21 protein-coding genes are annotated in these 25,352 nt (G+C 47.4%); 2 read left to right on the top strand and 19 right to left on the bottom strand.

Translation table 11 applies throughout. The annotated features are described in order from the left end of the window. Positions 1–2: 2 nt before the first annotated feature. The 4 genes from GC56T3_RS08795 to GC56T3_RS08780 form a co-directional block, all read right to left on the bottom strand. Positions 3–1,037, bottom strand: coding sequence for a nitronate monooxygenase family protein (locus GC56T3_RS08795; RefSeq protein WP_041468379.1), 1,035 nt, complete (start codon positions 1,035–1,037; stop codon positions 3–5). 209 nt (positions 1,038–1,246) lie between these two features. Further along, a complete protein-coding gene (gene xylB, locus GC56T3_RS08790) occupies positions 1,247–2,746 on the bottom strand; it encodes a xylulokinase (RefSeq protein ID WP_013145207.1) in 1,500 nt (499 codons plus the stop codon). Between the two features lie 13 nt (positions 2,747–2,759). Further along, on the bottom strand, positions 2,760–4,097 hold the full coding sequence (xylA, locus tag GC56T3_RS08785) for a xylose isomerase (RefSeq protein ID WP_013145206.1): 1,338 nt from the start codon (positions 4,095–4,097) through the stop codon (positions 2,760–2,762). Between the two features lie 92 nt (positions 4,098–4,189). Beyond that, entirely contained in the window at positions 4,190–4,645 is a 456-nt protein-coding gene (locus tag GC56T3_RS08780) for a hypothetical protein (protein WP_041468377.1), read from the bottom strand. A 70-nt stretch (positions 4,646–4,715) separates the two neighbouring features. On the opposite strand from GC56T3_RS08780, the gene GC56T3_RS08775 reads away from it, so the two are divergent. Next, positions 4,716–6,080, top strand: a complete 1,365-nt coding sequence (locus GC56T3_RS08775; RefSeq protein ID WP_013145704.1) for an ISLre2 family transposase — start codon at positions 4,716–4,718, stop codon at positions 6,078–6,080. A 17-nt stretch (positions 6,081–6,097) separates the two neighbouring features. Here the strand turns inward: GC56T3_RS08775 and GC56T3_RS08770 are convergent, their stop codons facing one another. The 8 genes from GC56T3_RS08770 to GC56T3_RS08735 all read right to left on the bottom strand — a co-directional run bounded on the left by GC56T3_RS08770 (position 6,098) and on the right by GC56T3_RS08735 (position 16,748). Further along, positions 6,098–7,513, bottom strand: a complete 1,416-nt coding sequence (locus GC56T3_RS08770; RefSeq protein WP_304411974.1) for a glycoside hydrolase family 43 protein — start codon at positions 7,511–7,513, stop codon at positions 6,098–6,100. A gap of 187 nt (positions 7,514–7,700) precedes the next feature. Further along, positions 7,701–8,603 (bottom strand): carbohydrate ABC transporter permease, encoded by a 903-nt coding sequence (locus GC56T3_RS08765; RefSeq protein ID WP_033025508.1) that lies wholly within the window; start codon positions 8,601–8,603, stop codon positions 7,701–7,703. Positions 8,604–8,659: 56 nt separating this feature from the next. Further along, entirely contained in the window at positions 8,660–9,640 is a 981-nt protein-coding gene (locus GC56T3_RS08760) for a sugar ABC transporter permease (RefSeq protein WP_013145204.1), read from the bottom strand. 83 nt (positions 9,641–9,723) lie between these two features. Further along, the gene (locus GC56T3_RS08755) at positions 9,724–11,394 is read right to left on the bottom strand and encodes an ABC transporter substrate-binding protein (RefSeq protein WP_013145203.1); all 1,671 of its coding nucleotides are present in this window, start codon (positions 11,392–11,394) and stop codon (positions 9,724–9,726) included. Positions 11,395–11,938: 544 nt separating this feature from the next. Next, the gene (locus GC56T3_RS08750) at positions 11,939–13,744 is read right to left on the bottom strand and encodes a sensor histidine kinase (protein ID WP_227456712.1); all 1,806 of its coding nucleotides are present in this window, start codon (positions 13,742–13,744) and stop codon (positions 11,939–11,941) included. Then, on the bottom strand, positions 13,650–15,194 hold the full coding sequence (locus GC56T3_RS08745; RefSeq protein ID WP_013145201.1) for a response regulator transcription factor: 1,545 nt from the start codon (positions 15,192–15,194) through the stop codon (positions 13,650–13,652). The genes GC56T3_RS08750 and GC56T3_RS08745 overlap by 95 nt, the downstream gene beginning before the upstream one ends. Before the next feature lie 84 nt (positions 15,195–15,278). Beyond that, the gene (locus tag GC56T3_RS08740) at positions 15,279–15,932 is read right to left on the bottom strand and encodes an SGNH/GDSL hydrolase family protein (protein ID WP_013145200.1); all 654 of its coding nucleotides are present in this window, start codon (positions 15,930–15,932) and stop codon (positions 15,279–15,281) included. A gap of 21 nt (positions 15,933–15,953) precedes the next feature. After that, positions 15,954–16,748 (bottom strand): Nif3-like dinuclear metal center hexameric protein, encoded by a 795-nt coding sequence (locus GC56T3_RS08735; RefSeq protein WP_013145199.1) that lies wholly within the window; start codon positions 16,746–16,748, stop codon positions 15,954–15,956. A 566-nt stretch (positions 16,749–17,314) separates the two neighbouring features. Between GC56T3_RS08735 and GC56T3_RS08730 the strand changes: the two genes are divergently transcribed. Next, on the top strand, positions 17,315–18,538 hold the full coding sequence (locus GC56T3_RS08730; RefSeq protein WP_013145198.1) for an endo-1,4-beta-xylanase: 1,224 nt from the start codon (positions 17,315–17,317) through the stop codon (positions 18,536–18,538). Between the two features lie 245 nt (positions 18,539–18,783). On the opposite strand, the gene GC56T3_RS08725 is transcribed toward GC56T3_RS08730, so the two are convergent. The 7 genes from GC56T3_RS08725 to GC56T3_RS08695 form a co-directional block, all read right to left on the bottom strand. Continuing rightward, complete coding sequence (locus tag GC56T3_RS08725; protein WP_013145197.1) at positions 18,784–19,425, bottom strand: YesL family protein; 642 nt, start codon at positions 19,423–19,425, stop codon at positions 18,784–18,786. Between the two features lie 85 nt (positions 19,426–19,510). Beyond that, positions 19,511–20,356 (bottom strand): SDR family oxidoreductase, encoded by an 846-nt coding sequence (locus GC56T3_RS08720; RefSeq protein WP_013145196.1) that lies wholly within the window; start codon positions 20,354–20,356, stop codon positions 19,511–19,513. Continuing rightward, a complete protein-coding gene (gene uxuA, locus GC56T3_RS08715) occupies positions 20,332–21,447 on the bottom strand; it encodes a mannonate dehydratase (protein WP_013145195.1) in 1,116 nt (371 codons plus the stop codon). The genes GC56T3_RS08720 and uxuA overlap by 25 nt, the downstream gene beginning before the upstream one ends. A gap of 7 nt (positions 21,448–21,454) precedes the next feature. Beyond that, complete coding sequence (gene uxaC, locus GC56T3_RS08710) at positions 21,455–22,870, bottom strand: glucuronate isomerase (protein ID WP_013145194.1); 1,416 nt, start codon at positions 22,868–22,870, stop codon at positions 21,455–21,457. Positions 22,871–22,906: 36 nt separating this feature from the next. Next, positions 22,907–23,605, bottom strand: a complete 699-nt coding sequence (locus GC56T3_RS08705) for a GntR family transcriptional regulator (RefSeq protein ID WP_013145193.1) — start codon at positions 23,603–23,605, stop codon at positions 22,907–22,909. Positions 23,606–23,720: 115 nt separating this feature from the next. Next, positions 23,721–24,371 (bottom strand): bifunctional 4-hydroxy-2-oxoglutarate aldolase/2-dehydro-3-deoxy-phosphogluconate aldolase, encoded by a 651-nt coding sequence (locus GC56T3_RS08700; RefSeq protein ID WP_013145192.1) that lies wholly within the window; start codon positions 24,369–24,371, stop codon positions 23,721–23,723. Positions 24,372–24,386: 15 nt separating this feature from the next. Continuing rightward, positions 24,387–25,340 (bottom strand): sugar kinase, encoded by a 954-nt coding sequence (locus GC56T3_RS08695; protein ID WP_013145191.1) that lies wholly within the window; start codon positions 25,338–25,340, stop codon positions 24,387–24,389. Positions 25,341–25,352 lie beyond the last annotated feature (12 nt).

Genomic DNA, 25,352 nt, shown 5'->3' with positions numbered 1-25,352 from the left:
ACTCATTTCCGCCAAGCTTCCTCCAGCTCCCGCTTCAGCTCTTCGACAAGCTCCGCGGCCGGAAGCTCCCGCGCCAGCCGATATCCCGTCCCGGCCCAAAGCGACATTCCCTCCGGGTCGCCCGCCTTGGCGGCTGCAGCTCGCAGCGGCTTCGTCATATGGTGCACATGCGGATACGCCGCCGGCGCCATGGCGCGATACTCCGCCATAAACCGGTTCACAAGCCCGCGCGCCGGCCGGCCGGTAAACGCCCTCGTCACGGCCGTTTTGGCAAACCGCGGATCGGCAAGCGCCTGCTTATGGAGCGGATGCGCCCCGCTTTCCGGGCAGCGCAAAAACGCCGTCCCGAGCTGCACCACGCTCGCCCCGGCTTTGAGCGCCGCCGCGATGCCGCGCCCATCCATGATCCCGCCCGCCGCCACAAGCGGAATCCGAACCGCCGTCCGCACTTGGGCCAGCAGCGGAAACAACTCGAGCGCCCCATCCTTTTTCGGATCGTTGCCAAACGAAGCCCGATGCCCTCCCGCTTCCTCCCCTTGCACACAAAGCGCATTCGCCCCGGCTTCAGCAGCCATGCAGGCTTCTTCCCTTGATGTCACCGTCACCATGACAAACGACCCGGCCTTTTGCAAGGCGGCGATCACTTCCTTGTCCGGGCAGCCGAACGTAAAGCTGACGACCGGCACCCGCTCCTCGAGAAGCACGTCGAGCTTTGCTTCCCAATCATCGTCATCCCATTTCGGCTCGCCGACTGACGCCCCGAGTCGCTCCGCCTCGGCTTCGAGCACGGCGCGATAGCGTTCGAGCGCCTTTTCATCCACTGTTTTATCCCCCGGCACAAACACATTCACCCCAAACGGCCGGTCCGTCAACGTCCGCAGCTTGTGAATTTCCTTCCTCATGGCCTCCGCTGTCTTGTACCCGCCGGCCAAAAAACCAAGCCCTCCGGCGTTCGACACCGCCGCCGCCAGTTCAGGCGTCGACACTCCGCCAGCCATCGGGGCTTGGATGATCGGGATGGGAAGTGTAGAGAACATGGCAATACCCTCTTTCTGCATTAGTGGTTGTCCTATCCTCGTTTACGGTTTCTTAACTCTTTCGCGTTTTACTCAAGAAATTCCTTCATCGTTGCGTATAGGAGCATTTTGATTCTCCTACAAAGGAATAAAAAACTGACAAAGCACAAAACAGTTGGAAAAATAAAATGCTTCTCCCCCAACCCACCAGCCGGTTTGGGGGAGAGAAATCACGGCCGAAACACCTTTAACCGTTTCGCCAGCTCTTTTGTGTGCGGATACACCTCTCGATAAATGGAAAACAGCTCTTTGTACTGGGCGACTGCATCCGGCCGCGGTTCGACGACAGATTCGACTTGTTTGAACGCATCCGCGCATTGCTTGAGCGAATCGAACCAACCGACGCCGCACGCGGCGATCATCGCGGCGCCGAGCCCCGGCCCTTGTTCGTTTTTCAGCTTCTCCACCGGGAGGCCGAAAATATCGGCTTGGATTTGCAGCCATTCGGCGCTTTTCGCGCCGCCGCCGATCGAGACGATCGAGTCGATCGTTTTGCCGCTCGCTTTGATGATCTCAACCGATTCGTTGAGCGAGAACGTAATCCCTTCCATGACCGCGCGGGCGAAATCCCATTTCGTCTGCCGCGAATCGACGCCGATAAACGACCCGCGAATGTCGGCGTCCGCGTGCGGCGTCCGCTCGCCGACCAAATACGGCGTAAACAACAAGCCGTTCGCGCCGATCGGCGACTCGGAGGCGCGCTTGACGATCTCGGCAAACGGCTCGTCTTCGGCAAACGTCCGCTTCCACCAGTCAAAGCTGTAGCCCGCCGCCAGCGTCACTCCCATAATATAGTAGGCATCCGGCTCGGCGTGGTTGAAGTAATGCACTTTTCCAGCGAAATCTTTTTCCCCGCTTTGTTCATAGGCAAGCACGACGCCTGACGTGCCGATGCTTGACATCATGCGGCCTTCTGCCAAAATGCCCGCGCCAACCGCACCGCACGCATTGTCGGCCCCACCGGTGAACACTTTCACCGATGACGGCAGCCCGGTCTGCTCGGCAATCTCCGGGCGCAGCGTCCCGACGAACGCCGTCGCTTCAACAAGCGGCGGGCAAAGCGAAAGATCGACGCCGACCGCCCGGGCGATCATCTCGCTCCACGTTTTCGTTTCAATATCCAACAGCAACGTCCCCGCCGCATCCGATACATCCATCGCCATGTGCCCGGTCAAGCGGAAGCGGACATAATCTTTCGGCAACAAAAACACCCGCGCCCGCTCGTACAGTTCGGGTTCATGGTTTTTCACCCACAGCAGTTTCGGCAACGTAAACCCTTCGAGCGCCTCGTTTTTTGCGATCGAAAGCAGCGTCTCTCGACCGACTTTCGCCTCAATTTCCTGACACTCGGCTGTCGTTCTCGTATCATTCCACAAAATCGCATTGCGCACGACGTTCCCGTCGTCATCAAGCAGCACCAACCCGTGCATCTGTCCGGAAAAACTAAGCCCCACGATCGACTCCGGGGAAACGCCCGCCGTCTCCCACACGCGGCGGAGCGCGACGATCGTTTTTTCCACCCAATCATCGGGGCGCTGCTCGCTATAGCCGGAATGCGGCTGGTAGAGAGGATAGGACTCGGTCCATTCCCCTCTCACCTCGCCGTGTCGATCGACAAGCAATACTTTGACTGCACTCGTTCCTAAATCGACGCCAATGACGTATTCCAAAGTCATCCCTCTTTCACGAACGGGATACGCTCGGCACGCTGACTTCCAACAAATATTGGTTGAGCAGCGTTTTCAAGCGTTCGAGACGGCCGGACGCATTGCGAATTTCGCCGAGCTGCAAGGCGTACTCCTCAAGCTTTTTGAAGTCCGCCGTCCCTTCGACGATCTCGCGGCCGATGCCTTCTGTATAGCTTTTGTACCGTTCTTCGATGAACTGTTCAAACACGCGGTCTTCCAGCAAGCGATGAGCGACTTTCAAACCAATCGCAAAGCTGTCCATCCCGGCGATATGAGCGTAGAACAAGTCCTCCGGTTCAAACGAGCCTCTCCGCACTTTCGCATCAAAGTTCAAGCCGCCGCGCCCAAGACCACCGTTTTGCAAAATTTCATACATCGCCAGCGTCGTCGCATACAAATCTGTCGGGAACTCATCCGTATCCCAGCCGAGCAGCGTATCGCCTTGGTTGGCATCGACCGAGCCCAACATGCCATGAATGCGGGCGACGCGCAGCTCATGCTCAAACGTATGCCCGGCCAATGTCGCATGGTTCGCTTCAATGTTGAATTTGAAATGATCCTTGAGCCCGTATGTTTGCAAGAACGCCAACGCCGTCGCCACATCGAAGTCATATTGATGCTTCGTCGGCTCTTTCGGCTTCGGCTCGATCAAAAACTGGCCGTCAAATCCGATTTCTTTCGCATAGTCGACCGCCATGTGCAAGAAGCGGGCTAAGTTGTCAAGCTCCAGCTTCATGTCCGTATTCAAGAGCGTCTCATAACCTTCCCGGCCGCCCCAAAACACGTAGTTTTCCGCTCCGAGCCGTTTGGCGATCTCGAGTCCTTTTTTCACTTTTGCCGCCGCATAGGCGAACACATCGGCGTTGCACGACGTCGCTGCCCCGTGAACGAAGCGCGGATGGCTGAACAAGTTCGCCGTATTCCACAGCAGTTTCGTTTTGCTTGTTTTCATGTACACTTCAATCATATCGACGATTTCATCCAAGTTTTTGTACGTCTCGCTGAGCGTTTCCCCTTCCGGCGCGATGTCGACATCATGGAAGCAGAAAAACGGAACGTTCAGCTTTTCAAACAGCTCAAACGCCGCCTCGACGCGCGCCTTTGCTAGATCCATGCCGCTGTATTTGTCCCACGGACGAATCATATTGCCGACGCCAAACGGATCCGATCCATCCCCCGTGAACGTATGCCAATAGGCGACCGAAAAGCGCAAATGCTCCTCCATTGTTTTGTCGCCGACTTTTTCTTCCGGATTATAAAACTTAAACGCCAACGGATTGCGCGACTCCGGTCCTTCATATGGAATGGTGCCGATATTCGGGAAATACGCCATGTCCAAGTCCTCCTTAAATAAGCGAGAATGATTTGTTTCAGTTTTATTATAACGCTTTCATATTTGTTTGTCTATCATATAAACAAAGTTTCCTATAATTCTTTGTACAAAAAATAGTCAAAATCTGCATAGTTGTTTTGCCCCGAACCGTCCCGGCAATGCATGCCCACAAACGCCCCAGTAAACGCAGCGCGGCTTTTGATATAGTCGTCTGACAATTTATATGATTCAAAGGTGACGGGAAGATCGATCCAGTCCGTTCCATCGAAAGAATAAGAATATTTGTATGTTGTCGCTTGCACGGTTACCCGTAAATACACATACTCAACGTCATCAGGAATGACAATCTCCCTTCCCGACAATGGTTGATCAACCACGAGATGGTCGCATGTCATCAATTCAAGAATCCGTCCTTTTTCCTCATGCCGTGTGAGTAAAATATTTGTGGGTGACATTCCGAAATGATCCCCGACGAGGGTTGCGAACTTTTGTTCGCGACGCTCGTCGGGGCCACCAAGCGAAGCGCGGTAGAAAAAAGCAAATGTCATGCAAAAAGGACTCTCTCCCTGCTATGATGGTGATTGTCAACATCAACCGAAAACAGGAGGGAGAGAGTCCATGAAACATCTTACCACAGAATGGCCTTTATTAAAAGAGCTGGAGGAACAATTAGTCAGAACTCTTCAAAAGGTGTTCGCTGTCTTGTTGGCGGCCCTTTTGGAGGAGATTGATCAACAACTGGCGGAAGCGCGGGACAAGCGCCGGTATCAGCTGAAAGACAAACGGCCGACTACGATCCAAACGCTGTTTGGAGAAGTGACGTTTCGACGGAACTACTACTATGACCGGCAAACGGGGAACTATACCTTCTTGCTGGATGCCGAATTAGGCTTTGATGGGGCCCGATCGATCAGTCCTTGCCTCGAGGAAACGGCGGTCGAGTTGGCCGTAGAGTGCTCTTCCTACCGCAAAGCGGCTCGCACACTCGAGTCGATCGTAGGGTATGCGGTCATGAGCCACGAGGCGATTCGCCAACTGGTGCTGGAGGCCCCTGTCTCGCTGCACCACCCTGTTTCCAAACGGCACGGCCGAGTGCTGTTTGTGGAGGCGGATGGGCTGTTCATTTCCCGCCAGGGGAAAGGGAAACGGGCGAAAGAAGAGAAAATCCTGGCGATTCACGAGGGATGGAAACGAAACGGTTCGCAGCTTGAGCTGGTAAACCGGCGCCACTACCTCCATGAAGGGGCGGGAGACGTGTGGGAACGGTTTGAAGAGTGGCTGATGAACGAATATGCCTATGATCCGTGCCGGGACCTTTTGATCATCAACGGCGACGCGGCGTCGTGGATCACGGCCTGCCGGGAGTATTTTGGGAAGCGGGCGTGCTTTCAGCTGGATCGATTTCATGTGGCGCGGGAGCTGCGTCAGTGTCTGTCCGGCCATCCGCGTTGGCGGGAGGTGCGGAAGAAGCTGGCGAAACAAGACGAAGAGGGGCTTCTGGTGGAGCTGAACAGCGCGGTCGGCACGTTGGAGGACGAAGCGAAAGAGAAGCAGATGGCTGCCATGATCCGCCGGATCGAGTCGATGCCGGGATGCATCCGGGACTATCGGGAGTGGCTGTCGGAGCAAGGGGTGGAGACGACCGGCATGCGTCCGATGGGCCACGCCGAGAGCGTGATGAGCCGGTTTGCGCATCGGGTGAAATCCCGCCGCAGCTGGAAAGACCAAGGGCTTCGGGCGTTTCTGAGGGCGATGGCGGCCCGAATCGACGGGATCGGGTGGAGAAAGGGACGGTGGGAGGAGCAAGAGCCCCAGTCGGCCGTCTCGGCCTCAACGAAGTCCAAGCGGATCGAACAGGCCAAACGGAAGGCCGGACGGTTATGGGCAGATGTGGTGCGTCAGAATCTACCGTGTCTGCAGCGGTCATCCGGGACGCCGATCCATCAAGCGTTGTCGGCGCTCCGGGATGGTGGTTGGGTGTAAAAAAATGGAATATCGTATCATCGCCTCAAGATGAGGGATGAGAGTCCGAAAGCGCTTACGATATTAATTCCTGAAAATGGTTCGCTAACTAGTGATTGACAACGCCCGTAGTGAACCGAAAAAATGTTCTCCACAAAGTCTTGACTGACTCCCTCATGCCATGTGATTTGCAGTGTTGTCCAGTTTTGCGTATTGTAATAGTTTACTAGACCTGCCGATTGCTGAAAGGTTGTTGGGCGAAAGGACACTTTCGTCTCGGCAACAAAATGAAAGTGCTGCCATCGTCTGGCGACAAACGCCTGTGTAAACCGAGAAGTAAGCGACTCTCTTCCGTACAGCCGCAAATGTCCCGGACGAGCCTTTAAGGTAGCGATGTCTTCCCCTAAAGGAATTCGCAATGTTTGAAAATGGTGGTTTAATGTATCACCATCAAAATCATCTTTTTCATCGTAGTCTTTTTCCCACGGAACTTCCTCAACGTTCGGGCCATCGATTTCCAACGAAGGTTGATTTCCTCCCACGACATAAGGCCAACCGTCTCTCCATTCAAGCCGTTGAATCGCCGTTTCACGTCCGAGCGGGCAATAGCCGCGGTGTTCGAGCAGCGGCTGTCCTTCCCTTGGCAACGGCCGACCAGTTAAATGAACAAGAAACCATTCGTCCGTATGAGTATGGACAATCGACGCATGGCCAGCCTTTTGCAACGGATTGCGCGGGTAAGGCCAAGACGTAATCAGCGGATTGTCGGGATGCACCTCATACGGACCATAGAGAGAGAGCGACCGGGCAATCGTCGCCGCATGGTTGTACCGCGTTCCCCCTTCCGCCGTCAATAAATAATAATAACCATTGATTTTATACAAATGCGGCCCTTCTGTAATTCTTAAGTCCGTTCCTTTGAAGATGATCTTCGGCTCGCCAATCAATTTTTTCTGTTCCACACTGTATTCTTGAAGCACAATCCCGTAAAACGGATGATGGCCGACGCGGTGATCCCAATACATATTCACCAAGTATTTTCTTCCATCCTCATCATGAAAAAGAGATGGATCAAATCCAGAGCTGTTTAAATAAATCGGGTCCGACCACTCGCCATCGATCGTGTCGCACGTCACAAGATAGTTATGACCATCCTTCCACTGGCCTTCGACAACTTTCACATCCGTATAAATGAGCCAAAACTTCCCATCGCTGTACGACAAATGCGGCGCCCAAACGCCCCCGGAATCCGGGTTTCCGATCATATTCAATTGGCTTAACCGATTCAATGGCCGCGCCACCAAACGCCAATTCTTTAAATCTTTCGAATGGTAAATTCTCACCCCCGGAAACCACTCAAACGTCGAAACCGCAATGTAATAGTCATCTCCCGCCCGGCAAATGGATGGATCGGGATGGAAGCCGGTTAAGATGGGGTTTTTGATTTTCAACACTTTCTCTCCTTTCTTTCCATGCCACAATGAGAGAACTTTCTACCGCTTTCCGCTTATGAAAATCATACGTCTGGAAACAGTAATTTTCAGCTTAGGCGAAGAATCGATGTTTTGGCGAATCCCACTGATCAGCGAACCAAAGCTGTTTTTCGCCAGACTTCTGCGCGGAAACATTGGCTAATTTAATTTATTCCCCTTTCACTCCTCCCAGTGTCAATCCCTTAATAAAGTATTTTTGCAAAAACGGATAGACAAGGATGATCGGAACACTGGCGATAATGGTCATTGTGGCCCGAATGGATGATGGAGTGACAGTGTTGGCATCCGCATGAGCATTCGCAAATGCATCAGCTGCTGTTTTTCCGGACATCGTTGCATTCGTGTTTTGCAAAATCTTCATTAATTCATATTGCAAGGTGCTTAAATTGGGGTTTGAAGAATTATAGAGAAAAACATCAAACCAAGAATTCCATTGATACACGGCCACAAACAAGGAAACTGTGGCCAGCACAGGCAAGGAAAGAGGCAATACAATCTGAAGAAATATCCGAAATTCCCCTGCTCCGTCAATCCGTGCCGATTCGATCAGGCTGTTCGGCAAGCCTTCAATAAATGAACGGATCACAATCAAATTAAAGACCCCAATAATGCCTGGAATAATATATACCCAAAACGTCCCGATCAGATGGAGATCCCTCATCAGCAAATAGGTAGGAATTAACCCCCCATTAAAATACATGGTCAAGATAAAAGCAATCGTGACAAACTTACGAAAAACAAATTCCGGCCGGCTGATGACATAAGCCACCATCGCTGTACAGAAAACAGAGATGGCGGTGCCTAAAACGGTCCTTAAAACCGAAATGAGCAACGCATTAAGTAGCGTATTTTCCTTTAACACATATTTGTAGTTATAAAGTGTAAACTCCCGAGGCCAAAGATAAATCCCCCCTCGAATCGCGTCATTGGCATCGTTTAGAGAAATGGCCAATGTATTCAACATCGGATAAAGCATAACGACACAAAGAACGAGCATTAAACTATAGTTGCAAACATCAAAAACCATATCTCCCCATGACGCATAACGCATCCTCCATCTTTTCACTATCTGCTTCAATCTCCTTTCCCCCTAACGAAATCGTCTTCTTAAAACAATCTAGCCTGTCCCAAACGTTTAGCAATATAATTTGCGCTAAACAGAAAGATAAAACTGACAACGGTTTTAAAAATCCCAGCAGCGGTAGCTAAGGCAAAATTCCCCATAGCGATACCATACTTCAGCACAAAAATGTCAAGGTTTTCTGAATAATCGAGGTTCATCGGATTCCCTAACAAATATTGAGGTTCAAACCCGGTCTCCAAAATATTCCCTAAATTCATAATCAACAAAATGACAATCGTAGGTTTTAAAGAAGGAAGTGTAATATAAAAAATGCGTTGCAGGCGAGAAGCTCCGTCGATTTCCGCCGCCTCATACTGTTCTGGATCAATCATCGCAATCGCCGCTAAATAAATAATTGTATTCCAACCCAGATTTTTCCACACTTCTGAGGCGCCGATGATTCCCCAGAAATACTCCCCAACCCCTAGCCATAAAATCGGTTCGTCAATAACATGCAATTTTTGCAAAACAATGTTGACAATTCCATTTTCTAATGACAAAGCGTAGGAAATGATGCTCGCCGCAACGACCCATGATAAAAAGTGCGGCATATAGCTAATCGTCTGAACAATTCGCTTAAATTTTCCATTGCGCAACTCATTTAATAAAATCGCTAACGTAATAGCCGTCACAAATCCGAGAACGAGGTTGATGATGCTCATCGCTAACGTATTTCGCAATACTCGAAAAAAAGCCTCATCTTGAAAAAGAAAACGAAAGTGCTTCCATCCGACCCATTCCTGTTCACTGAACGGCAAGCCGGGGCGATAATCTTGGAAAGCAATGGTCCACCCCCACAACGGCAAATATTTAAAAATAAATAACCAAATCAAAAACGGAAAGCTCATCAAAATCAATGTTTTTTGCTGCACTATTTTTTTCCAGATGTTTTTCCGTTTAGATAAGTGGGATTCCACTGCAGCGGGGGCCGGTGTGATAGTTTTTATATGCTTTTCAATCTCCACTTTTCCTTCCTCCTTTTCAGAAAAGAAGGGCACGGCCAACTATATATTCACAGCCGACCGGCCCAGACTGATCCGCTTTTCTCTCATTTCTGGCTCTGTTCAACTTTCATTTTTACATATTTTGTGATTTCATCTTCAAATGCTTTAATATCTAATTTATTGTATTCCTTCACATATTCTTTCCAGTTTTTCTCGAACTTGCTTGGCGGATCAAGCACCAATTTCGGGAAATACTTTCTCTGTAAATCTTGTTTCTTTTGCTGATAAATTTGAGCCGGGGAACCTTGTTTGAGGGGCGCACTCCACGCTGGATACCAAGGCCGCTCATCCGGTTTGGCAAATAAATCTGAAAATACTTTGGCCCCATAGGCCGCTAAGATTTTCTTATCTCCTTCTGTATAGCTGGCTTGGGCAACTTCCGGCTGTCGGCGCGGCTCCCACGCATTTCCATCCGAGAACAGCCCGTTTCCACGTGGCCAGTGCCACTCGAAATAAGGAAATCCAAACTGTTCACGGAACTGTTCATCGGACGTCTTCTTGATTTGCTCCGGTGTTCGATAGAAACGCCCTTTCTCATCTACTTCATACGTTTCCCCTTTAATTCCCCACATCATTAATTTTTGATTTTCCTCTTTAGCCATATTATCTAAGTATTTGATAATGCGAACCGGATCCTTCGCACTAACCGTAATACCGAGTCCACGATTAAACACATTGGACGGAGGATCTATATATTGATCTTTAATATTTTTATCAAACACAATCGGAAGCGGCATATAACGTAAATCGTCATCTCCTGATCGCTTAAGAGAATCTAATGCCTGCCCTACCTGCCAACCATAATCGAAAAAGCCTAGCACTCTTCCAGAAGCAATTTTTGCTAAATATTCGTCATAGTTAGAAACAAATGATTCTTTATCAAATAAACCTTTTGCATTAATCTCATTTAATTTTTTCAACCAGCGTTTCGTATACTCTCCATTTCCATACACTTTAGCCTCGTGCGTTTGCATATCAACGATAACTTCCCCATCGTTCGGGTAACCAGCTAAATGTGCTGGCGGATTGGAAATAGCGAAAAATCTCCAGTCATAAGTGAGTGCAGTAAAGCCAATGGTAGGCTTTCCATTTGTCTGCGGATACTTTTCTTTATATTTCTCAATTAAGTCGAAATACTCATCCAACGTTTTAATTTTTGGATACCCAAACTCTTTTAATACACGTCTTTGAATCCAAAACGCCCCTTGGTCAATATCAGGATTCGGAACGTATCCGTGGTTGACGCCAAAAGGTAATATATATATGTTTCCATCTTCTGTCTTCATTTGTTCCAAATATGGTTCATATAATTTTTTTAAATTTGGAGCATGTTTTTCAATAAGATCGTTTAACGGAATAAACGCTTTAGCATCAATCAATTTATCAATAGCCGCATCAGGTACTAACGTATCAGGATACTGTCCACTAGCAATCATCGTACCAATTTTCGTATTAAGATCACCTACTAAATATTCCATTTTTACATTAACACCAGTTTGCTCTTCGAAAATTTTTCCTATTCTCGTTTGATTTGCTTCAATATTTTTTAATGAGGCGCCTCCATTAAAATAAGTAAAAGTAAAAGGTGCTTTCTCATCGTTATTTGTTGAAGATGACTCACCCTCATCGCTACCGATGTTCGCTTTTTCGTTACAAGCGGTTACTAAAAGAAGCAACAAACTTAACAGTAAAGAAACAAGTACATTCCTTGTCATCCTTTTCCCCCTTTTTCGTGCAATTGTGTTTTCACTCATCTTCTCTCCCCCCTTTTTTGTAATCGCTTCCATTGTAACATCGCTGTTCTTTTTTCTTAACCTAACAAACTTAAGGCGATATTTAAAAAAGTTAAGATATGGAACGATGGCAGTTGTAATCAACAAGTTCCGATCTCCCCTGTTCCATCGTTGTCACCTAGCAGCTGTGGTGGTGACAAGAAGGGCAACCAATGAATTCCTGGCAAATCTAAACGCTGCCATACTTCCCTGAAAAGGCTGGTGAACAATAGCAAGCCCCTCACTCACGTCGTATGATATGAGACGAGCAGCCGATGCCAAAACGGCGAAGCAACTTGCTCCTTCATCACCGTCTTTCTAAAGATCCATCCTCTGGGCCTTGAACCCTCAGGGGCAGTTCGTTGCCAAAGATGGCAAAGAGCCGCTTTCGAACGAGCATGACAGATGGACACGGTTCTTTAACAGGATAAATTTTCTAGTGTCCCTCATATGAACAAAAAGGTGCCCCGTTTTGTTTTCGAGACACCTACTTCACATCATGGATCGGGAGAGAGAGAAACACAACGAATCCACGGTTATTGTACATTTGGAACGTAAAATGCTCACCGTAATACATTTTAAGGCGATAGTAGACGTTTCTAACACCTACGTGCTCAGTAATCCCCTCCTCTTCATTGAGAGAACGCCAGAGCTGCAGCAATTGCTGCTCATTCATGCCCGGCCCGTTATCGCGAATCGTAAACGTTAACCATGATCCCTCTGCACGCACTTGTATATCAATGTTTCCTTGTCCTGCTTTGGACTCCACCCCATGTTTACATGCATTTTCAACAAGCGGGAGGATGATCATATTCGGAATCGTATGTTCTAGGACAGACTCATCGATGTCGATCCTATACTGAAGCTTATCCCCAAATCGATAGCGCTGGATGGAAAGCAGCCGGGAAACAATATCCATTTCCTCCCGCACTTTTACCCAATCACTTCCCCATGAAATGGATTTCCGCAAAATTCTTGCCATATGTTCGATCATTTCAGCAGTTTCATCTTCATGTTTCATGAGGCTTCTCATTCGAATCGTTTCGAGCACATTGAAAAGGAAGTGAGGATTCATTTGACTTTGCAAGGCATTTAATTGAGCCTGCTTTTTTTGCAGTTCCATTTCTTTCTTTTGGATGTTAGCTATATAAACATCTTGAATGAGCCGCTTGATCGTTAATGACATACGGTTAAACGCCTTAGCCAATTGCCCGATTTCATCATCATAAAGTTCTGAATGGATCGTTTCAAATTTCCCCCTCTCCACCTTTTTCATGTAACTCAAAATATTGACGATTCTTGCGTGCAATGGTTTAGAGACGAGAAAAAGAATGATGGTAGGAACAACGAAATTCACAAAGGCGATCGAAAAGATAAAAGCCATCAAATAACGAGTGTTGTTCACCAGCTTTTCCTCGGAAACGATGCCAACAATGCTCCAGCCATGGAGGTAATGAGCCGTTTTATAACGGTGGGATATAACTATGCGTCCCTTCTCGTTCCGGGCAGGCGGCTTCCCCTTATTATGAACGTTGTTTTGCACACGAGTCGAATATTGAATGTTTCCTTGACGATCAACAACATAAATCTCTCCAGGAAACGCCCTAGTACGAAGCAGATGATCGATAGCCATCGGTTCTAATTCAATTCGAACCATCCTGTTTGTCTTATTATAAAAGGAGAAATAATCCAACTTTCGGACAATACTAAGCGAACGTCCCGTGCGGACTAGGACAGGAAATGAACGTATGTCCCTGTACCAATCAGCTTGTTGGAGCTGAGGAGTAATGGGCTGAACGGAACCGGAAAAGATAACAGTCGAATTGTCGGTAAAAAAAACGATGGAATGAATAAAAGGATGCATATAACGATACTTGTTAAATTCGGGAAATACATCATGATAATGCTGGACGTATTCCGCATCCGAAGTATACTGGCGATCGAGCATTTCGTTAATTCGGCTGTCCGTATATAACAGAGAGGAAATGCCAACAACTTGATCGATTCCTTGCTCAAAATCTTTTGCCAATTGTTCTATTACTAATGAGGCATCGTGCAATTTCTGTGTTCTTACTTGATTCGTCACCACATAATAAAACAATCCGTTCGTGACGGTAGTGGGAATCAACACAGCAAACAAATAAAGAAAAGTCAGTTTATTTTTTAACCTCATATGATGGAATGACTCAAACCATTTTCTATAATACGGAACGCGTTGACTTCTTTCGGTATTCCGAAGGTGTAAGCCCTTCCATTTTTTCAAATTGTGTAACAAAGTAATCCACGCTCCCAAACCCTACCTTCTCCGCCACTTCATAGATGCGCAAATTCGTCGTCCGCAGAAGCTTCTTTGCCTGCCCAATGCGCAGCTGCAACAAAAACTCTTTAAAATAGAAACCATATGTTTTTTTGAACAGTTGACCTAAATAAACGGGGTTCATATAAAATTGTTTAGCAATGCTTTTTAGGCTGATATTTTCAGCATAATGCTCCTCAATATATCTCTTTATTTTATGAATTTCACATAGTGAAAGCGGCTTCCTTTGTTCTTCCACTACCCAGCAACATTCCACCGCAAAATCCATCACCCTTTTCCTCAATTCTTCCAAACGGAAAGGATAGTCTTGACATTCTAGCACTCGGGGCAAAGTCGTCAGTTGTTCCTCACACGCTCCTGCTCGTTTGACGAGCTGAAGCGCTTTCTGTACGAAATAAAGAATAAACGTCTGCACAGCCTCAGCGGGCAAGCGGCGGGCACGAAACTGGGCGAACAGATCTTTCATGGCGGTCATCAGCTGCTCCAGCCGCGCTTCTTCTATATACTCCACCAATGTTTGGATTTGTCCATCATCAACGCTAGGATAAGAAAGTGTGATTTCTTTTACCTGTTCATAAAAAATGATTCTATCGTCGTTAGCGTATTTGTAACGCAACGCTTCACCTGCTTCCCGAATCCGTTCTTGAAGGCGATCAACAGGCGACGCCAAAGCGCTAACAAAAATCGTCACATCAAGAGGAACGTTCACGAGTTGCTCAGCGAACCGGTATAGATTATGACGTATCTCCTCCTTGCCATCCCCAATAAACAACAGCCCATATCGCTGCCTTCCGTGCTCATAGATCGGGAAATGGATCGGCTGTTTGACAACGCGATGATAAATCTCCTTAATTTTAGTTTTGTAGGCGGCATCGGCAGCTAGATGAACCATATCGGCCTTGCCGTTGATCTCGATGATCGCATAACCCGAAAGTATAGATGAAGAGACTCCCCAATCTCCCATTTCCATGAGACTTGTCCCCTTTTTTCCTGTAACCCATTCATAAAACAAAAACTCAGCTTGCTGCTTCTTTCTCGTTTCCTTCTCCTGATTCAATACTTCCGCTATTCTTAATAACGACTGTTCAAACTCTCTTTTATCAATCGGTTTTAATAAAAAATCGCACACCCCATATTTAATCGATTGTTGCGCGTAGAAAAAGTCATTGTATCCGCTCACCACAATAAACTTCGTTCCTGTCTGTCCGCTTCGGGATACCCTCTGAATCAATTCAAGCCCGTCAATTCCTGGCATCCGAATATCTGTCACGATAAGGTCGGGACACAACTTCGCTGCCTCACGGAGCGCCTGCTCTCCATTATGCGCCTCCCCACAAATTCGATATCCGCATCTTTCCCAATCAATCAATGTTTTCATGCCTTCCCGCACAAACATTTCATCATCGACCAACATGACTTTATGCAATCCCGATTCCCCCTTTTTTCTCCCAAACGATAGTCCTTGCTTTTTTAGAAACATGTCTGTCCCTTCAAGCAGCTAGGGGTTATTTCATTTCCCCCAATCAAAGCCAATCGCCTTCAAAAATGCTCTTGCTAGAATCATATGTCCAGCCACAGACGGATGAACGCGATCCCAAGCCAATGCCGCCGGATAAAGAGTCTTTAATACCTCGTGAAACGCAGCCTGAGTGTCAACGAATATACTGTTTGTTTCTTCGGCAATTTGTTTGACAACGAGACCGTACTGGTCCATGGTCCGACGCATCGGATCGTGTTCATTCCCTTCGATATAAAACGGAGTCATAAGGATGATTCCTGTAACGTGCGGCTTTGTCTCCATCACAAGGCTGCGGAGCGTTTCTTCGTACTCATCCACGTACACATGCTTTTCTTTAATGAATGGCAAATCGTACTGCCGCCAAACATCGTTAATCCCAATCATGATTGATACCCAGTCTGGCTTTTGAGCAATCACATCCTCCTGCCATCTTGCTTTCAAATCCCGAACCGTATTGCCGCTGATTCCTTTATTGACAACCCGAATCCCAAGTTCCGGATAAACGGCTTGCAAAAGACCGTCGACATAAGATACATATCCTGTTCCTAACGCGCCGAATAATCCTTCCCCCTCTGGCTTGGCGCGATCGCAGTCCGTTATCGAGTCGCCAATAAACAACAGCTTCTGCCCTTTGCCAAGTATCATTTTTCTTTCCTCCTTCAACGATTACAAGAAATGAAAAAGCGGTTTTTCCGAGATAAAATACACAGGAATGGCCGGAAACATGGCTCTTAGCTTCTCAGCCAAGTATCTCATACCGGGTTCCTCACTTTCTGCATGCCCTAACACTACCAATACGTTTTGCCTCCCTTGCTGTACGGCGTCTCGAACGTATTCCGGCGTTTCCCATTCGGGCCCTTCCCCATAAATGATGGCATCAAGCTTCTCTTTTTCAAACAACGGAATCGCCAAAGATCCGTGGCCACGATATCCGGTCAGCAGTGCGACACGTGTACATAAGGCCGAGATGTCCCCCGCAACCCTTATGAATGAAATGCCTAGTCTTTCCTTTATTTTACTGACCATCTCCGTAGCCGACATCCTAGGGATTGTCAAAATTGCAGCGGTCGGTTCGTATTTAGAAACATACGACTCCCACCCCAAAGCACGGACTAAACCATCCACAATCCCGTCAGGCTGGTAGCGATGCCAGTAGTCGTGAAAACGATAAATGGCAATGCCTGACTCACGGATTAGGCGAACTTTTTCTTGATACACCGGGTCGTTTTTTACCGTTTCATCATGGTCAACGTGACTATAAAACAACCCTTCATGAGTAATGAGAAGATTGGCCCCCATTCGGACAGCTTGCTCAATGACGCGATACGTAGGCATGAAACTGACGGCGATCCCCCTCACCTTCGTGCCCGGATCCCCATATTTAAGCGTATCTACTGTAGAGGAAAGGCGCTCTGCACCGGCTGTCAATCGTTCCATCACCGTTTGAACCGTAACAGTCATCGCTTTATTCCTTTCTGAAATTTCAATTCCTTCAATCGCTTCGGTTCGCTAAGTATGTTTATCCTATAAACTAATTTTATAAATAATTTTTTAAACTTTCAAGCATCTGTCTGCTACAGGCGGAACATCAATTCCTATCCTGTCAGAATCTAGGCTTCTACACCATCGACGTCATGGTTCATGTTCCTCTTCCTTCAAAGGTTGGTAGCTGAATAAGCACCCCCTCCGTCTTGACTTCTTTCTGAAAAACCGTCCTAGTAGATCCCGCTCCTTCTCCTTGGCGTGAAGCGGCGGATCAACAGAGCGGATTTACCCGGACATGAAAATGGCCGCTTCCGTTTTGCCAATAATAAAAAAACTTAGTATATTTAATTGATAAACAAAGTTGGTGTTGTTAAAATAAAATCAGGTCAACCTCTCAACAACCATCGGTCTTCTCGCGCAATCCGGCATCTGTCTCGCTAAGTTGACCACTAACAAAGAAAGGGAGTGGTAAGCGCTTTCTGTTGTTCATGTCGTTTTGCGATGAATAATCACTATAGTAATAGTAAGGAGGAGACCCAATCGTGTGGAAACAATCACGGAAAGCGATGATCGTTGGATTCTCGTTTATGCTGCTGCTTCCTTTAGGGATGACGAATGCATTGGCAAAAACGGAACCATCGTACGCTAAAAAGCCGCGAATCAGCGCATTGCACGCCCCTCAATTGGATCAGCGCTACAAAGATTCATTCACTATTGGGGCGGCCGTTGAACCTTATCAGCTGCAAAACGAAAAAGACGTCCAAATGCTGAAACGCCATTTTAACAGCATTGTCGCCGAGAACGTTATGAAACCGATCAACATCCAACCCGAAGAAGGAAAGTTCAATTTTGCTGAGGCGGATCAAATCGTCCGATTTGCTAAAAAACATCATATGGATATTCGCTTCCATACACTCGTTTGGCACAGCCAAGTACCTCAATGGTTCTTTCTTGACAAGGAAGGCAAGCCAATGGTTAATGAAACAGATCCAGTGAAACGTGAACAAAATAAACAACTGCTGTTAAAACGACTTGAAACTCATATTAAAACGATCGTCGAGCGGTACAAAGATGACATTAAGTACTGGGACGTTGTAAATGAGGTTGTGGGGGACGACGGAAAACTGCGCAACTCTCCATGGTATCAAATCGCCGGCATCGATTATATTAAAGTGGCATTCCAAGCAGCTAGAAAATATGGCGGAGACAACATTAAGCTTTACATGAATGATTACAATACAGAAGTCGAACCGAAGCGAACCGCTCTTTACAATTTAGTCAAACAACTGAAAGAAGAGGGTGTTCCGATCGACGGCATCGGCCATCAATCCCACATCCAAATCGGCTGGCCTTCTGAAGCAGAAATCGAGAAAACGATTAACATGTTCGCCGCTCTCGGCTTAGACAACCAAATCACTGAGCTTGATGTGAGCATGTACGGTTGGCCGCCGCGCGCTTACCCGACGTATGACGCCATTCCAAAACAAAAGTTTTTGGATCAGGCAGCGCGCTATGATCGTTTGTTCAAACTGTATGAAAAGTTGAGCGATAAAATTAGCAACGTCACCTTCTGGGGCATCGCCGACAATCATACGTGGCTCGACAGCCGTGCGGATGTGTACTATGACGCCAACGGGAATGTTGTGGTTGACCCGAACGCTCCGTACGCAAAAGTGGAAAAAGGGAAAGGAAAAGATGCGCCGTTCGTTTTTGGACCGGATTACAAAGTCAAACCCGCATATTGGGCTATTATCGACCACAAATAGACAGCCAAAAGCACATCGGTGTCTCTAGCAAGGAAGAGGATGTCTCAACAGCAACGAGGCATCCTCTTTCTATATATACCGTATTGAACGAATTCACTTCTATATCCGGTGTTTCATCGAGAAGACAAGCATCCTTTTAAACCAGCCTTTTTAATCGCTTGTGCTGACAACGCCTTAGTCCGCTTAAGCATCTTTTAAGCCTTGATGAATCTTTTCCTACGTCCCCTTAAGGGCAGGCGTTCCTATCACCCCCCTTGTTTCCTGACCTCCAGCCTTTCCTCTGTTTTGCGAAATACACGCAATGCGCCGCTCATCACCACCAAGGCGAGCGAACTGATGCTGAAAAACGGGATCAGCCCCGGAATATACATCAATAAGACGAACAAGACCCCAACACTCATCAGCATCACGAGCGTCATGAGTGGATTGGCCATTCCAATGAGAAAGGCATATTTGATATATTGCCAAAAGCGCAATTCGTAATGCACATAGATCGGAAACACATATAAAAGCGTCACTGTATAAAAAATGAAAATGATCAGCAAAACAACAGAAAACGGAAATCTCCATTCTATTGGCACGTGGACGATGTATAAAAGATCGATATAGAAAATATACGCTGCCGCCATCAACAAAAGCCCAATCCGGTTCGCCCGCCAAAATTCACCTTTATACGTGCGAACGAATGTTTTCAGTACTGGAACATCGTGATCGTGAAAGAGAAGCCACTTCCTTACGATCGTAAACAGCGCCACCGTCGCCGGCGCAATGCCGAGAATGACAAGTCCAAGGACGGTAAAAAAAAGCCACAATAGATTGATGTATGCAAGCCTTGTAATCCATTCACAAGCCCGATACAACTTTCCATCCAGCAAGCCGGTGCGCATAATTCATCCACCTTTTCTTCTTTTCTTGTTTTTTACCAGTATATCATAAGTTAAAAAAAGAGGGGAGGCTTTGTTTACCCTCCCTTCAAACTCCGGCATAAGCCAAAAAGCCGCCGTCAACAGGAACAGTCGTTCCAGTGACAAATCCGCTCATTTGATCATCCACAAGCCAAAGCAGCGTCCCCAGCAAGTCTTCCGGCTTGCCGAGCCGCCGCATCGGTGTATGCATCAAAATTTTTTTCGTCCGCTCCGTATACGATCCATCAGGATTTTTCAAAAGATGTTCATTTTGTTTCGTCAAAAAGAATCCCGGGGCAATCGCATTGACGCGAACCCCGATCTCGGCGACATGCACAGCCAGCCATTTCGTGAAGTTTTCAATTCCCGCTTTAGCCGCACTGTACGCCGGCACTTTCGTCATCGGCCGCGGAGCGCTCATCGAGGAAATATTGATGATGGTTCCCCCTCTTCCTATCATCTGTTTGAGAAAATGCTGCGTCGGGATGATTGTCCCAAGAATATTTAAATCAAAAACATAGGAAAACCCTTCTGTCGTCAAGTCGAAAAACGTTGTAATGTCTTGATTCTCTAGATCCTGCAACTCGAGTATTTCCTTTGTCGTAATGCCTTGCGGATGGTTTCCGCCTGCCCCATTAATCAGGACATCGCACGGCCCGTAAACTTCCGCTACCATTTCTGCCGCCTGTTTGACGCGTTCGACATCCAGAACATCGCACTGAATAGCCAGCGCTTGGCCGCCTTGTTCTTCGATCTCGTTCTTTACTATTTCAGCTTTCTCGAATGTTCGATTTAAAATCGCCACTTTCATTCCTTGACGGGCCAGCTCTTTCGCCATGCAGCTGCACAATACCCCACCCCCGCCCGTTACAACCGCTACCTTGCCTTTTAAACTTGGATGGATCGAGAGCATGTCTTCTCACCTTCTCGCTTCTTTTTTTCATTCTCCAAACTATCCCAAATGCCCAGCAGGTACATGATGCCAAGCGCCCGATCGTACAACCCGTAACCAGGACGAGCTTGTTCCCCCCAAATCATTCGGCCGTGATCCGGTCGAATGTACCCTTGAAAATCAGCTTCATGCAACGCTTTCATGATCTCGCATATATTCAACGAACCGTCACAACTGCGATGAGACGTTTCCTCAAAATCGCCATTCGCGTGAATTTCGACATTCCGTACATGAGCAAATGGCACTCGTCCCATTCGCAAAAAATGGCGGAAAATGTCCGGAACATCGTTGGCCGGATTGGCTCCAAGCGAACCGGAGCATAATGTCAACCCGTTCGCCGGGCTGTTGACCATATGAACGATTCGATCCAAATTCTCCTTATTGGTCGCAATTCGCGGCAATCCGAACACTGACCAGGGCGGATCATCAGGATGGAGAGCCATCCGAACGCCACACTCTTCGGCTACTGGAACGATTTGTTCCAAAAAGTAACGCAAATGGTCAAATAGATCCTCTTCGGTTACCCCTTTATATAGCGAAAAAAGAGGCTTGATTGTTTTCAAGCGTTCCGGTTCCCATCCCGGAAGCAAAAACCCGTTCGCTCCGCTTTCAATGCGGCGGATCATTTCCTCCGGATCGATTTGTTCAATCTTTTGTTTCTCATAGGCGAGCACCGTCGATCCGTCAGGCCGCCTTTTGGCTAAATCGGAACGAGTCCAGTCAAAAATCGGCATAAAGTTGTAACAAATCACTTTCACTCCTGCTTTCGCCAAGTTGCGAATCGTCTGTTTATAGTTTTCAATATATCGATCTCGGGAGGGCAAACCGAGTTTAATATCTTCGTGGACGTTGACGCTCTCAATGACTTCAAGATGAAATCCTTTTTCATTTACCTGCCGTTTGAGTTCCAATATATCTTCAAGCGGCCATACTTCACCGACTGGAATATGATATAGAGCTCCAACGATTCCTTCAACTCCTGGAATTTGCCGAATATGATCTAATGAAACAGTATCATGTTCCTTTCCGAACCAGCGAAACGTCATTTTCATTCTGATCTCATCCCCCACTCACGCCGACTTGAAAGTATTGTTTCGCGTTGAAGTAACATACATCTTGAACGATTTTCCCTAAAAAATCATAGTCTTGCGGCACCTCTCCTTTTTCAATCCATGAACCGATCAAATTGCATACAATTCTGCGAAAATACTCGTGGCGTACATAAGACACAAAACTCCTTGAATCGGTCAACATTCCGACAAACGTGCTGAACACACCGACATTGGCAAGATCCGTCAAGTGTCTGATGATGCCATCTTGATGATCATTGAACCACCAAGCTGCGCCAAATTGAACTTTCCCTTTTACTCCTTCTGATTGAAAATTGCCGACCGTTGAGGCGACAATATAGTTATAAGCGGGGTTTAATGTGTACACAATCGTTTTTGGCAGTTGATCGCGACGCTCTAGCTCATTAAGAAAGGCATTTAACGGCTGGGCAAGGAAAAAATCATGAATCGAATCATATCCTGTATTCGGACCAAGACGCCGGAACATCTTTTCATTTGTATTTCGAATCGAACCGATGTGCAGCTGCATCACCCAACCAAGTGAGTGGTACAATCGGGCTAAGAAGCATAAAGTGAAAGTTTTATATTTTTCCTCCTCCTCACGGCTGAGGACAAATCCATTTTTTCGTTTTTGAAAAATATCGTTTGCTTCCTTCCAACCGCATTCCGAATACGGCATCGATTCTAAGCCGTGATCAGCCATCCGGCATCCTTTCTCGTGAAAATAACGCACTCGGCTTTCAATGGCTTGCAACAGCTGATCGTAATCATGAATCGGCAGGTCAGCTGCTTCCCCTAGCTTTTCCACATAGTCTAAAAATGAAGGGCGGTTGATTTCAATGACTGCATCAGGACGAAAAGACGGAACAATCTTTACTAGAAATGATGGATCTTGGGCAATTGCTTGATGATCAGCTAAATCATCGAGCGGATCGTCCGTTGTCCCAATCCACTCCACATTAGATTTGAGAATGAAAGAGCGGGCTGAGAATCCTTCCTGTCCCAATAAAGCATTGCAATGATCCCAAATTTCACGCCACGTCCGCTCATTCAGAAGAGCATCCACTTGAAAATAGCGTTTTAACTCTAAATGCGTCCAATGATAGAGTGGATTCCCGATGCAATACGGCACCGTTTTCGCCCATGCTTGAAACTTTTCCTCAGGGGAAGCGTTTCCTGTAATATATTTTTCTTCGACTCCCAGCGCCCGCATCGCCCGCCATTTGTAATGATCCCCCTCGAGCCAAAGCTCCGTCATATCATGAAACCGCCTGTCTTCCACAATCTCTTTTGCGCTCAAATGGCAGTGATAATCAATAATCGGCAACGATTTCGCATAGTCATGGTATAACACTTCGGCATGCTTGTTTTGCAGCAAAAAATTTTCATGAATGAACGGCTGCACACTGTCTCCCTCCCGCAAAGCGAAACTTCCAACAACTTATACAAAATAATGAGGATACTGCCTTTTTAGTACGTCTTTTTCAATTTCGACAAGCCGCAAATGCTCTTCCATCACCTGACGCACTTTCTCTGCTTCTTTATTCGCAATTAACCGATAAATTTGCTTGTGATGGGAAATAATAATGTCCCAATCAAGATCGGATGATAGTCTTAATACACGTAAACGATTGAAATGACTGTTTAAACTTTGCACCATTTTCCACGAGCGCGACATTCGGCAGCCATCGTAAATGAGCTGATGGAACTTTTCATCAAGCTCAAACAACTCAAGAAAATTTCCTTTTTCGGCACACAACTCTTGCATCGCAATATTCTTCTCCATTTCAAATAGATGATCTTGACGCAATTTCGTACAAGCTAAAACGGCCACTTCTTTCTCGACAACCTCGCGGATAAAGCGCCCTTCCTCCACATGTTCCAAGTTGATGCGCGAAACAATGGTTCCGCTTTGCGGAATAATATCAAGCAATTCTTCTTGCGCCAGTTTGAGAAATGCTTCCCGCACCGGGGTGCGGCTAATATGCAATTGCTCCGCGATTTCCTTTTCGGAAATTTTTGTTCCTGGTTCCAACTCAAGGCGCAAAATCTTTTCCTTTAGCATCTCGTACAACTGGTCGCGCGCCGAACCTCTGACAGAACTTTTAATTTGTTGACTTTGTTGGGCAGTAAAGATCACCTTGCGATTCCCCTTTTTCTTATATACTAGTATGGCAGTGATAAAGTACATCCATGATCATGTGTTTTCTTCCAATGTAGGAAAGAACATATTTCCTGTCAAATTTCTCAGCGATTCATTCACCCGCATTCTCTCCCCTCACCTTGTGCACAATCGACATCCATTGAGCTGCCCGTTCGGCAATAATCTTCCACTGATCGTTTTCCAATGCCCCTTCAACCTTCACTAACGAGTTCCCGACACCGATGGCATCCACTCCCGCTTTTATATACTCTCCAGCCGTTTTCAGATTGATTCCTCCAGTTGCGATGAGGGGGATGTGGGGGAGCGGCTCCTTTATGCTTCGAATATAGTTTGGCCCAAACACATGGGCAGGAAATACTTTCACCATATCAGCCCCGTGCTGAAAAGCATTCACAATTTCCGTCGGCGTCAATCCTCCTGCGATACTGACAACGCGATTTTGTTTTGCCACCTGAATCACGTCAATCGAAAGGGAGGGAGAAACGATAAACCGCGCCCCAGCTGAAATCGCCCTCTGTGCTGTTTCAGCGTCCAGCACCGTTCCCGCACCGATCAACATATCTTTCAGTTCCCTTGCAGCCTTTTCCAACGCGGCCAAAGCCCCAGCTGTTTCCATCGTAATTTCCATGATTGGAATGCCTCCCTGCCGCAAAGCCAATGACAGCGGAAGAACAGTATCAACCGTCGCACCGCGGACGACTGGAATGACGCCAATCTCTCGAATCATTTGGACTACCTTCATGTAGATTCATCTCCTTTACCGCGCAACATCTTCCCCTTGCTGATTTATCAAGCGCTCGACGTCGTCGCGTTCCGGCATGCCATCAGCATCCCCCTCGACCATTGTCACAAGCGCGCCGACTGCATTCGCTCGCTGCACCGCTTCTGTTAAACGAAGTCCTTCAAGCAGTCCGGATAGCAGCCCAGCGGCAAACCCATCCCCAGCACCGACAGGGTCGATTACCTGCTCAACGGGAAAGCCTGGAACGTATTCATCATGCGCATTCGTAAAATAATGCGCCCCATTTGCGCCTAGTTTAATGACAACGAGCGAAGCGCCCATGCCAAGCAGCCGGCTTCCCCATTCCTCAACCGATTGTTTTCCGAATAAAAACGATGCCTCAGCTTCTCCGGGCAGAACCACATCTGATTCAGCTGCCATGCGAAGCATCACTTCCTTGGCCCGATCCGCTTCATTCCATAGTTTCAACCGCAAATTCGGATCAAAAACGATTTTCACCCCATGACGGCGAGCGATCGCCATGGCAGCAAAGATCGTCTCACAGCAATTCTCGCTTAATGCCGGAGTGATTCCCGTAATATGCAAATACTTTGCCTCCGCGATATATTTCTCATCCAAGTCGGCAGGCGTCAGCCTGCTCGCCGCTGATCCTTTGCGATAGTAATACACCCGCGTATCTTTGAGGCGTCTTTGTTCCTTAAAATAAACACCGGTCGGCGCTTCCGCATCCATTTTTACCCGGCTGACATCCACTCCCTCACCTTTCAGGAAAGATAAAATTGCCTTTCCAAACTCATCGTTTCCGACCTTGCTGATCCATCCTACACGATGGCCTAATCGAGCAAGGCCGACAGCGACATTGGATTCCGCTCCGCCAATCCGCATGGTAAAGGTGGTCGCCTGTCTCATCAAGCCGACGCTTGTTGGTGTAAATACGGCCATCGATTCGCCAATGGTGACTACGTCCATCTCGTCCCTCCA

The sequence above is a fragment of the Geobacillus sp. C56-T3 genome, from assembly GCF_000092445.1.
Taxonomy (GTDB): Bacteria; Bacillota; Bacilli; order Bacillales; family Anoxybacillaceae; genus Geobacillus; species Geobacillus thermoleovorans.
The sequence above is the reverse complement of the archived record's forward strand: the minus strand, read 5'-3'. Positions and strand labels throughout refer to the sequence as shown.